The organism is Chitinimonas sp. BJB300, from assembly GCF_002735695.1.
Classification (GTDB): domain Bacteria; phylum Pseudomonadota; class Gammaproteobacteria; order Burkholderiales; family Chitinimonadaceae; genus Chitinimonas.
On record NZ_PDZH01000127.1, the window covers coordinates 1 to 11,166 of the forward strand.

11 protein-coding genes are annotated in these 11,166 nt (G+C 55.0%); 6 read left to right on the plus strand and 5 right to left on the minus strand.

The genetic code is table 11. The features are described from left to right. Positions 1 to 286 precede the first annotated feature (286 nt). Complete coding sequence (locus CSQ89_RS17380; protein WP_099407361.1) at positions 287 to 1,051, minus strand: helix-turn-helix domain-containing protein; 765 nt, start codon at positions 1,049 to 1,051, stop codon at positions 287 to 289. Positions 1,052 to 1,169: 118 nt separating this feature from the next. Here CSQ89_RS17380 and CSQ89_RS17385 point away from each other — a divergent pair, with 118 nt between their 5' ends. Together CSQ89_RS17385 and CSQ89_RS17390 are read left to right on the plus strand one after the other, a co-directional pair. After that, on the plus strand, positions 1,170 to 1,955 hold the full coding sequence (locus tag CSQ89_RS17385) for an alkaline phytoceramidase (RefSeq protein ID WP_099407362.1): 786 nt from the start codon (positions 1,170 to 1,172) through the stop codon (positions 1,953 to 1,955). 142 nt (positions 1,956 to 2,097) lie between these two features. Then, on the plus strand, positions 2,098 to 2,979 hold the full coding sequence (locus CSQ89_RS17390) for a substrate-binding periplasmic protein (protein ID WP_139022788.1): 882 nt from the start codon (positions 2,098 to 2,100) through the stop codon (positions 2,977 to 2,979). A 10-nt stretch (positions 2,980 to 2,989) separates the two neighbouring features. On the opposite strand, the gene CSQ89_RS17395 is transcribed toward CSQ89_RS17390, so the two are convergent. The 4 genes from CSQ89_RS17395 to CSQ89_RS17410 form a co-directional block, all read right to left on the minus strand. After that, positions 2,990 to 4,162: an acetate/propionate family kinase gene (locus tag CSQ89_RS17395; protein WP_099407364.1), complete on the minus strand. Its 1,173-nt coding sequence runs from the start codon at positions 4,160 to 4,162 to the stop codon at positions 2,990 to 2,992. Beyond that, the gene (locus CSQ89_RS17400; RefSeq protein WP_099407365.1) at positions 4,159 to 5,076 is read right to left on the minus strand and encodes a bifunctional enoyl-CoA hydratase/phosphate acetyltransferase; all 918 of its coding nucleotides are present in this window, start codon (positions 5,074 to 5,076) and stop codon (positions 4,159 to 4,161) included. Before CSQ89_RS17400 ends, CSQ89_RS17395 begins: the two co-directional genes overlap by 4 nt. Positions 5,077 to 5,081: 5 nt before the next feature. After that, positions 5,082 to 5,846, minus strand: a complete 765-nt coding sequence (gene fabI / locus CSQ89_RS17405) for an enoyl-ACP reductase FabI (protein ID WP_099407366.1) — start codon at positions 5,844 to 5,846, stop codon at positions 5,082 to 5,084. Between the two features lie 117 nt (positions 5,847 to 5,963). Next, a complete protein-coding gene (locus tag CSQ89_RS17410; protein ID WP_099407367.1) occupies positions 5,964 to 6,299 on the minus strand; it encodes a hypothetical protein in 336 nt (111 codons plus the stop codon). Between the two features lie 119 nt (positions 6,300 to 6,418). Here CSQ89_RS17410 and CSQ89_RS17415 point away from each other — a divergent pair, with 119 nt between their 5' ends. From CSQ89_RS17415 to CSQ89_RS17430, 4 genes are all read left to right on the plus strand, one after another. Continuing rightward, positions 6,419 to 7,507, plus strand: coding sequence for a response regulator (locus CSQ89_RS17415; RefSeq protein WP_099407368.1), 1,089 nt, complete (start codon positions 6,419 to 6,421; stop codon positions 7,505 to 7,507). 77 nt (positions 7,508 to 7,584) lie between these two features. Continuing rightward, a complete protein-coding gene (locus CSQ89_RS17420; protein ID WP_099407369.1) occupies positions 7,585 to 8,175 on the plus strand; it encodes a malonic semialdehyde reductase in 591 nt (196 codons plus the stop codon). 9 nt (positions 8,176 to 8,184) lie between these two features. Beyond that, the gene (locus tag CSQ89_RS17425; RefSeq protein ID WP_099407370.1) at positions 8,185 to 9,279 is read left to right on the plus strand and encodes a hypothetical protein; all 1,095 of its coding nucleotides are present in this window, start codon (positions 8,185 to 8,187) and stop codon (positions 9,277 to 9,279) included. Positions 9,280 to 9,405: 126 nt separating this feature from the next. After that, the gene (locus tag CSQ89_RS17430; RefSeq protein WP_099407371.1) at positions 9,406 to 10,971 is read left to right on the plus strand and encodes a ShlB/FhaC/HecB family hemolysin secretion/activation protein; all 1,566 of its coding nucleotides are present in this window, start codon (positions 9,406 to 9,408) and stop codon (positions 10,969 to 10,971) included. Positions 10,972 to 11,166: the final 195 nt, after the last annotated feature.

The window sequence follows — 11,166 nt, forward strand, 5'->3', positions numbered from 1 at the left end:
GAAGCGGGGCAGGAGCATGTATCGGGAGCTGAAAGCGCTCGGGGTGAGCGGAACGGACGCGACGAGGATAGCGAGCAATGCCAGACGCTGGTGGCGTAATGGCTACGGCGTGCTGAATCGTGCGCTGTCGATCGCCTATTTCGAGCGCTTGGGAGTTCCAAGACTCGCCTAACCTCAACTTCTCGAACCGCCCGGTGCGGACCCGCATGCCGGGTGGTGTGGCAGGGGTCGGCCAGGTAATCTAGCCGCCCCTATGCCGATTCAGCCGTTGGGTATCAGACTAAAGCTAGGTAGTTGAGGCGAAAGGGCGGGTGTCGGGTTTTCGGCGCAGCGCTTCGAATAGTGCCGGTTCCCAGGGCCGCATGGCCAGTAGCAGGCTGGTGCCGTAGCGATGCTCGCTTGGGGTGGCGAGGCCCTCCTCGTGCAGCTCGGTAAATTCCTGCAGCAGCCGTAGCAATTTTTGTTGAAAGCGGACATTGGCTGCAGAGGTCAACTTGCCATGTTGAAAGCGTAATAGATTACCGGGCTGGTCGAACCCGGAGTCAAGAAAGTCAGTGCGGGCCTGGGCATTGAAGAAATGGTGAATGGGACCGTTGGGCAGCCAGGCAAAATCCCGGGTGACCGTCAGTTTGACCCGATTTTCGGGCAAGAGCCGAATCAGTCCGAGGCGATCCAATTGGAGCAACTGGCTGATGCATTCAGCCTCGCTCAATGTATAGGTACTGACGATCTGTGCCAGGCTCCAATGATTGAGCACACATACCGCCACCAATACCCGGCGTGGGCCCTTGACCAGTTCTGCCTCCTGGCTGGCAGTCAGCTGGCGCACTTTGGCTAAGTCAGCTTCAGCGGCATAGACCAGATCACCTAACTCCATTTGCAGTAACGCGCAGATTGCTTCCAAGGTCTTCAGGCTGAAGCTTTGCTGGGAAAACTGTCGTTTGATACTGGCTTCGCTTAGCCCCAGATGCTTGCCGACCTGAGCGTAGGTAATGCCACGGGCTTTGAGCGCCTGCTTGAGGGTTGCAACCATTTGCTGGGTCTGGGACATTTGTAAGGTAGCGAATTTCGATACCACGCAGGCTAGTTTTTTCAATTCGTTGCGTCAAGGTTTTCGGTGCGGTTACAGCGCTCCAGAATTCGTTCCTTTTCAAACATAGGAATGACCCATGTCGAACAATTACTCACTTTCTGTACCTGCTGGCGGTTCTGGGTGGCCGCACTTGCCCGGTTTCGTCATAGGCTTGGCTATTGCCTTGATGGTGCAGCATAGGCCGATTGAGCAATTGGCGGATTATCACCATTTCGCGGACCAGCGCGAATGGTTGGGTTTGCCCCATGCGGCTGATGTCTTGTCCAACCTGGGCTTTGCCTTGATTGGCTGTCTGGGGCTGAATTTGCTCTGGAAGCGGCGCAGTCAGCCCTTGCTTCAAGCTGGGTGTGGTGGTTATGCCTTGTTTTTTGGCGCTTTGTTGCTGACGGCGTCTGGGTCGGCTTTTTATCATTTCGCACCAAGCAATACCCGCCTGGTTTTCGACCGCTTACCGATTGCCTTGGCTTGCGCTGGGTTGCTGGCTGCCGTTTGGAACGAAACCCGGTCGCGTCACCCTTGGCTGCCCAGTGTATTGGCATTTGCCGCTTGCCTGAGTGTCTGGTGGTGGCGGTTTACCGACTTGAATGGCGCGGGTGATTTGCGCCCCTACTTGCTGATTCAGGCACTGCCTTTGGTGTTGATACCGCTGTTGCAATGGCAGCATGCCCGACCAATGGGCGAACGGCGTTTGTTTGGCTTGGCGATAGGGTTGTATGTATTGGCCAAACTGTTTGAGCTGGAGGATCAACCGGTGTTTGCGTTGTTGGGTTTACTGAGCGGTCACACTATCAAGCATCTAATCGCCACTTTAGCTGCCGGAATGGTGCTGGTCTGCTTGAAACGGCGGGCATGTAAAACGTAATTTTTGTGAGAAGGCAGTATGGCCGATGGTTTAAATGGGTTACTGCCGTTCTCGCCTTGTTTTACCTGGAAATTATCGTGTTTAGCTGCGCACTAAATTAGGACTTTGCGTAGATTGACTATGCTTGGTAGTGGAGACGACATTGCGTTACGTTATCTTCCACTTTGTTGTTTGCCAGGAAATAGCATTTTGCGGGGGCCGATATATGACGCGGTATTTGATTAGAAACCTAGTCCTTGCCAGCATTATAAGTTTTATTGGACTGAAACAGCCTGTCTGGGCGGCTGATGCCAACTGTGGCCCATTCAATGTGGCGATGTATGAATTGGGTTCGCTGTTTTACTTCGATGAGGCTAAAGGCTATCTCGGCATCGACAAGGACATCATTGAAGCGGTGGCAAGCCGTACCGGCTGTGAATTCAAACCTTTCCTTGACTCAAGAGTACGTATTTGGACCTACCTTGCCGACGGAACCCTCGACATGTCGGTGTCAGGCATTCCCAATCCAGAGCGCGAGCAATTTGCTCGTTTCATCATTTATTTTCAAGCACGTAACTATCTGTTGGTCCGCCCAGAGCTTGCTAAACGGCTCAATTCGCTAGATGCCTTCTTTTTAGATCCGAAACTTCGCCTAGCGGTTGTTAAATCCTTTAAACACGGAAAAAACTTCGATCAATGGATCGACGATTTGCGTGCGCAAGGACGGGTTGACGAATATCCCGATATTGACGCCGTTGCACGTATATTTAGGCTTGGCCGTGTAGATGGATTACTTTCGATGCCGGTTGTATGGAGCTCGGTAATCAAGCGTAACCAATTGGAAGGCAAGGTGAGTTTTCTCGACTTTGCTCCCGACGATCGAATTCCTCATGGTTTGATTCTGTCGCGCAAGCGCATTCCCAAAGAGGCGGCAGAACGCATGCGCCAAGCAGTGAGTGCCATGCAAGAGGATGGAACACTGGAAAAGATATTCAATCGCTATCTACCGGCGGATATCGTCAAACGTATGATGCCGTCCCAATAGCAAGCGCTGACTAGGCGTATTGCTGCGCTGCCTGCGCCAATATGATTTCTTCATCGGTAGCGATAACCCATGCCGATACTGGGCTGGTAGGCTGGCTAATACATTCGGCGTGCTGCGTGTTCGCCTCATGGTCCAGGGTCAAGCCTAGCCAGCTGAGGTGTTGGCAGATCTGGGCGCGTACTGTCGTGGCATGCTCTCCAATCCCTGCGGTAAATACCAAAGCGTCTAGACCGCCAATAGCGACACAAAGACCAGCAATCTCCCGCGCGGCACTCAAACAATACAGATCGACAGCGCGCCGGGCTTGCGGTTGTTCGCTTGCAGCAAGGGTGCGCATATCGTGGCTAATGCCCGATACGCCAAGTAAGCCAGATTGCTGATAGAGCAGGTGGCTGACTTCGGACACGCTCATGCTTGATGTTTCTTGCAGGTAGATAAGCACCCCAGGATCAATTCGACCAATGCGGGTGCCCATCATTAATCCATCAAGCGCGGTAAATCCCATGCTGCTGGCAACGCTCTGGCGTTTCAGCAAGGCACAAGCGCTGGCACCGTTTCCCAGATGGGCAACAATAACGCGGCCATCCGCCCTATCGCCTAATACCGAGGGCAGTTTCCCCGCGATGTATTGATAAGACAGACCGTGAAAACCATACCGCCGTATCCCTTGTTCGAAATAGGTCTCCGGCAAGGCAAAGCGTTGCTGTATTTCAGGTTGCGTGCGGTGAAAGGCGGTATCGAAACATGCGATTTGCGGGGTGTGGGGCAACAGGGCTGCCATGCACTCGACCCCTGCCAGCCCATGTGGCTGATGTAACGGCGCAAGGGGTGTAAGCGAGGTCAGGTGGGTCAGTACTTCGCTATCGATTACCACCGCAGCGTTGTAGCGTGAACCGCCATGCACGATACGATGTGCTACCGCGGTAGGGTGTAACCCCGCTGCTTGTTTAGCCAGCCAGCCCAGCAGGTATTGCAGTGCACTACGGTGGTCGTGGCCTGCAATTTCAGTGTCGGCCAGGATGTTGCCCGTGGCAGACCTCGCGTGGAAAAGGCTATGGCTGTTGTCGCTTAAGTGGCCCAGGTTTTCAATCTGGCCTTTGCAAACCAGTTGTAGCGGCTGAGGGGTGTAGACGGCAAATTTAAGGCTGCTGGAGCCCGCATTCAACGTAAGCAAATGGCTCATGCGCCAGCCCGTTTGGCATCCAGCAGCTTGGCAATGGCGCAGGATGCCATGCGTGATTCAGCGTTGTCGGCCCGGCTGGTCAGTACGACTGGCACCTTCAAGCCCAGGACGATGCCGGCAGCGCGTGCGCCGGCGAGGTACTGCAACTGCTTGGCCAGCATATTGCCAGCTTCAAGATCGGGCACCACCAGGATATCGGCTTCGCCCGCTACGGGACTGACAATACCCTTGCTACGTGCAGCTTCTGCCGAGATGGCATTGTCGAATGCCAAGGGGCCATCCAGGATGCCACCGCTGATTTGTCCACGATCGGCCATCTTGCACAGCGAGGCCGCGTCGAGGGTGGCGCGCATGGTGGGATTAACGGTTTCGACTGCTGCAAGGATAGCCACCTTGGGTTGGCTGATCCCTAACGTCAGCAACAGATCAATAGCGTTTTGCACGATATCGCGCTTTTCGAGCAGGCCAGGCTCGATATTCACCGCGGCATCGGTAATGAACAGTGGCTTGGGGTAGGCGGGTATTTCCATCGCGAAGACATGGCTGACCCGACGCTCGGTACGCAGGCCGCTACTGCTGCTGAGTGCCGCGCGCAACAATTCGTCGGTGTGCAGGCTGCCTTTCATCAAGGAGGCTGCTTTGCCTTCGTAAGCCAGCTGCACGGCAATGGCTGCCGCGGCATGGCTATGGGGGGCATCTATGCATTCGATGCCATCCAACGATTGCCCACTCTCGGCCGCCACGGCGATCAGCTTGGCTTTGGGGGCTACGAGGATGGGTTTGATCAGCCCTCTTGCTTGGGCATCCAGTGCGCCGCGTAAGGATTCGGCATCGCAAGGGTGTACTACTGCCATGGAAATCGGCGGTAAGTCGCGGGCCAGGTCCAGCAGAAGATTGAGTGCATCCGATACCATGACGACTACCCCACAATGTTGTAACCGGCGTCGACGTAGAAGGTCGAGCCGGTGAGGACGCGTGCCGCGTCGGAAACCAGAAAGGTAGCGAGTTGGCCCACATCGTCAGGCGTGGCAAGCCGATGAAGCGGACTTTTATCGATTGCTTCGGTCATTAGCTGGTCGAAATGGGTAATGCCGGAAGCCGCCCGGGTCGGCAACGGGCCGGGCGAAATCGCATGGACGCGTATGCCTTGTCCAGCCAATTCGACCGCCAGATAGCGTGCGGTGCTTTCCAGCGCTGCCTTGACCGGGCCCATGAGCCCATAGTTGTCGATCACCTTCTCGGCACCGTAATAACTCATGGTTAACAGCGTGCCACCTTGCGTCATCAGCGGTTCGGCCAGCTTCGCCATGCGGATGAAGGAGTGGCAGGATACGCTCATGGCACGTAGGAAACCGGCCTCAGAACAATCCACAACTCGCCCGTGCAGATCCTGCATCGGTGCATAGGCAATGGCGTGGATCAGATAATCCAACCGTCCCCACTTTTGCTGGATAGCGGCAAACACGGCTTCCAATTCGCCGGCTTGCTCGACATCACAGGGTAGGATCAACGGTGCTGCAATGGACTCAGCCAAGGGGCGGACATACGGCTCAGCCTTGTGGTTCAGATAAGTGATGGCACTTGTAGCGCCTGCTGCATGTAGTTGGTGGGCACAGCCCCAGGCAATGCTTTGCGAATTGGCTACACCCACAATCAGGCCACGTTTCCCGGTAAGTTGTTGCATCGATGCGCTCGTTTCTGAAAAGGTCCTGACAGGCACTGAAGAGAATGAGACTGTACTTTGGTGTGGCAAGCGGCGATGCCTGGAGCATGCCGACTAGCGGAGAAGCCCAGTCGCTGCTCAATGGGCACGCATCAGCTTGAGATAGTCAGATTGCAATAATTCGTTCCGGCGTGATTCATCCGATTCATCCGGGCTGGCATCGACAACCACCTTCACATAGCGACCCAGCCGTTGCCAGATGGCGATTGAAAGTCGCTCGGCAAATGCACGTTCACTGTCGCCGGCAGGCAAGGCGGCTTCGGCACGCATTTCAAACAGCCACGCGCCAGCCTGCTCACGATTGGCCACCCAATAAGGACACACCCAGGCCCCACGTATGGCGGCTAAAACACGTTGTGGTTCGCTGGAACCAAGCGGGAAAACCGAGAGATGAACACGATAGCTGAGGGGCATGGCCGGCTTCTGCAAAGTGTGCTTAGCATAGGTTTTAACAAATCGACAGTTATGCTGCAATACTAGCTTGTTTCAAGCCTGTGCTAGATTGACGGTTCTACTCGATATATTCTCGCGTCATGACTCAATCTGAATTCGCCAGCGACCAGCGCCCCCGTATTCTTGTTGTTGATGATTCCCGTATCGTCCGTGCGACGGTAAAGAAGCATTTGGCAGCGAGTTTTGATGTTATAGAAGAACCGGATGGAGAGGCTGGTTGGGAGCGGCTGACTGCCGACACGGAAGTCTTGGTCTTGATGAGTGACCTAAGCATGCCCCGGCTGGATGGTTTTGGCCTGTTGGCACGTGTACGCCAGTCGTCCGATTCACGCATACGCCACACCCCGGTCATCATTATTTCGGGGGAGGAAGACCTCGAAACCAAGAACTTGGCGGTGGAACGTGGCGCGAATGATTTCGTCACCAAATCCACCGATAGAGCCGAGATGCTGGCACGGGTGGCGGCGGCGGTGAAATTGGCTAAAACCGCGCGTGACTTGCGTGCTACCGAAGTCAATCAGGCGCGTACGGCGACAACGGAAGTACAGACTGGCTTGGCGACGCCGCACTTGTTCCAGATGCATGGCGAAAAGCTGTTGGCACACGCCTTACGTGTGCATGGCGAGGCGACCCTGCTGGCATTTGAGGTCGATGCCTATCCGACGTTATGCGCACAGGTAGGGGGAGCGGTGGCCGAACAGGTTGTAAGCCTGGTTGCCAAGACGGTATCGAGCCGTCTGCGGAAGGAAGAAATCCTGGCGCGCCTTGAAGGGCCACGATTTGGCATTTTCCTGTATGCCGACCTGGTGGGTAGCCTGCGCTATGCGGAAAGGCTACGCGAGATCATTGCGGCTGCGCGGATCAACTTCAAGGGCACGCCCATCAGCGTGACAGTCAGCGCTGGTGTTGGCAGCGCCAAGGTGGATGAGGTCACTGAATTCGACAAGTTGCTGGAGCAGGCGCTGCGCCGCCTGACGACGGCAACAGACCTCGGCGGTAATCAACTCAATGCGCCATTGCATGGAAAACAGGCCCTGCCGCCGATAGAAATAAACGAAGCGCTGTCTTTGCTGGAGGCTGGGCGGCAAGAAGATGTGTTGCCGCATTTGCCGAATTTGCTGGCCAAACTTGCACCCCTGCTGGCGTTGGCGGGATACAGCAAGCAGTGAGTCGATAGTGCATAAAGTGGCGTTTACCAGTTGGGGCAGCTATGCTGGCTTCCGACTAAACCTATGGGTAAACCGCTATGAGCACAGCTCTTACAGACGCCAGTTTTGACCAACTGTTTCGTAACGCCCGTACGCACAATCATTTCAGTTCCCGGGCGGTGGACGATACAACGTTGAATGCGCTCTACGACCTGTTGAAATGGGCGCCGACCAGTGCCAATTCGTCGCCTGCCCGATTTGTCTTCGTCAAGTCCGAACAAGCGAAACAGAAGCTGTCCCCTGCCGTAGCCGAAGCCAATCGAGCCAAGACACTGGCAGCGCCGGTGACAGTCATCGTTGCGTACGACATGGCTTTCTACGACAAGCTACCCAAGCTGTTTCCACATACGGACGCACGCAGCTGGTTTACCGGGAATGATGCGTTGATTCAAAGCACCGCTTTCCGTAACGGTACGTTGCAGGGGGGGTATTTGATACTTGCTGCCCGCGCCTTGGGTTTGGATTGTGGCCCTATGTCTGGTTTTGACAACAGCATGGTTGACAATACCTTCTTTGCCGGTTCGAGCATCAAATCCAACTTCCTGATCAATCTGGGCTACGGTGATAACCAACAGCTCCATCCGCGTGGTCCGCGTTTGGCATTCGAGGAAGCCTGCCGTATCGAGTAAGTTAAGGACATGGCCGACAATAATAAACCACAATGGGATGTCTGGCGCGAGCTTGATGATCTGCGCCAGCGTCATAAAGAGCTAGGGGCAATGTTTGCCCGTATCGGGGTTGCACCCGAGTTTGCTCAAATGGCCAATAATCTCCGCCTTGACCTGCAACGTAAGCCGCCCACCACGCCCTTGGCGACGGGTGAACGCGATAAGGATGCACAGGCGCAGGAGGACTACAAGCGCGCTTTTGCGTCCCATTATGAAGAGGTGTTCTTCAAGGTTGAAAGTTTTCTGCGCATGCCCTGGCCAGAGGAGACGAAATTCCTCGTCCCAGGCATTTTGCATGAGACTGAAAACCTGCGCCGTGCGTTGGTACGCAATCCGTTGGTGTCTCCTCCGCTTGAAAAACTCGACGAATTGATCGAAGAGTATTCCCACCTCGACAACATGGATGAGCGATTGGACCGGGCTGCCATTGAAGCGCGCCGGCTTCAGTTGATCGATGTGTTGGGTTTTCCCCTCATGGTGAGGCGGCAATTGGCTCATCCGGAGTGGGATTTGTTGCCACCCTTGGCAAGTGACGACTATCGTCAATTGCTGGCCAGCAAGATAGGCATTTATCGGCAAACGGATTGGTTGATTTCCAAGCTATTTGATAAGTGGTACGTGGCTTTGGAGTTCGATGCAATTTGGGCAAGGCTCAAGCGCGATGCGAATGACCGCGAGCGCATCATCAGTCAACTCAAATTGAATTGGCCCAAGCTGGGTAACTGGGCGCCTGACTTCCCGCATGCTGATTTGGTGTGGTACCTATTGTTGGTGCTGGGGTGTGTTATTGCCCTGTTTACAGAATGGTGGTGGACGGCGGGTGCTCTGCTAATCTGGTTGCAACTCTCGGTGATCATCGAAAAGCATCATGCTCAGTTGGTCAACAAGCGTCGCCAGGCTTTATTGCTCGAATGCGGGCGTTTCAAGCGCATACGGGACCAGATATCCTCAGGCAAGTTTGACCCAAGCTTGGTGCTACGGCAGCTCAAGCAGTTCAATTTTCGCCACTACGTATCTGATCAAGGCATGTCTTTATTGCAGTCGATGTCTATGCAGGTCTTCTAGCTGACGCAAGCCTGGTTGGCTAGGTTGCTGAAAAAGTGATGTATATCGTTTTCTTCATGCATCTTTTGGAATCCGCTTAACTGCGCCTATGGCGAAAGTGGTTTTCAACTGTAGCCAGAGGTCAGAATGAAGCCGTTTGCCACCGCCTTTCTGCTGGCACTGATGAGTGCTGCCATTGCGGACGAGACACCCAGATTCGCCATCAAACAGTTCGTTGTAAAGGGAAACACGGTACTGCCCGAGGTCAGTATCGACGCCACCTTACAGCCATTCAGCGGGCCAAGCCGTGATTTTGCGGATGTGCAGCGCGCCTTGGAGGCGTTGGAAGGGCTGTATCGCCGCGCGGGCTATGGCAGCCTGCAGGTTTTTCTGCCTGAGCAGGAGCTGGCGGATGGCCAGGTGCTGGTGCAGGTGATTGAGCCTCGGGTCGACAAGGTCCATATCGAGGGCAACCAGTATTTCGGCGCCGACAATATCCGCCGCGCCATGCCCTCGTTGCGTGATGCCGAGGTGCCCAATACCGCTGCCTTGAGCAAGGACCTGCGCCTTGCCAATGAAAGTCCGTCTCGTCGGATGACGGTGTCGCTTCAAGCGGGTGAGAAGCCGCAAACCGTGGATGCAGTCCTGCGCGTGGTGGACGAGAAGCCACAACGGGTGTTTATCGCGGCGGATAACACCGGTACCAAGGAAACGGGCCGGACGCGTTTATCGCTGGGTTACCAGCATGCCAATCTGTTCGACCGCGATCATGTTCTAACGACTCAGTTCACCACATCGCCGAAAGAATTCGACCAGGTGAAAATCTTCGGCTTGGGCTACAAGCTGCCCCTGTATGGGTGGGGTGACAGCATGAGTCTGTTTGCGGGTTACTCGAATGTCAGTTCCGCCGTGTTGCAAGGTTTGTTCAACACCAGCGGCAAGGGCACTGTAGCAGGCATTCGCTACAACCTTGGTTTGCCGACACGGGGTGCTTATCAGCAAAAGCTGGTGTTCGGGCTTGATTTGCGCCGGTTTGAAAGCGAGACCAGTTTTATCGGCACCATCCAGGGCAAGCAGCGTTACACCATCCGGCCATTAAGCATCGGTTATCAGATGCAGTCACAAAGTGCAGACTGGTCATATGACGGTAATGTTACCTACTCACGCAATCTGCCGGCGGAAGATAATCTGGCGTTGCGCTCCGGCAGGCAAGGCACCGGGCTTGAGCCTATCGACAACGACCACTACCAGATCCTGCGTTATGGATTGAATGGTTATCTGGCGTTGCCGGCAGAGTGGCTGGTGCATGCAAGTTTGAACGGCCAGAAGACGACAGATGCGCTGCCATCGGGTGAGTTTTTCGGTATCGGCGGCGCAAGCAGCGTACGTGGCTACGATGAGCGTGTGCTGTCCAATGATGAGGGTATCAATACCAGTCTTGAGCTGTACACCCCTGATCTGGCCAAGTACCTGAGTTGGGATTCGGGCCGTCTTCAGTTTCTTGGTTTTGCCGACTGGGGGCGGTTGTCACGTAAGCAGGCGCTGCCAGGCGAGCAGACCAGCGCCAAACTGTCTGGCGCAGGGATAGGCATGCGCCTAAGTGTGGGCAAGATGGCAACCATCAAAGTGGATTTTGCGAAGGCATTGAAAGATGGTGGTGGGCAGAAGAAGGGCGATAGTCAGGCCCATGCTTCAGCCATATTGACTTACTAAGCGAGCCACATGGCTGCACGGGAAATAAAGATGGTGCCGGGGGTGATAGAGAGGCTGCCGTCTTAATGTCTGATGTTACGCAGTGCATACGCTAACCTGTCGCCATGAAGAACAAAGAACTCGATTTGTACACCGACTATTTGCTGAGCACGTTTGGCGCGGCGACAGCAACGGGCTTGTCGGCGATGGTAGGTG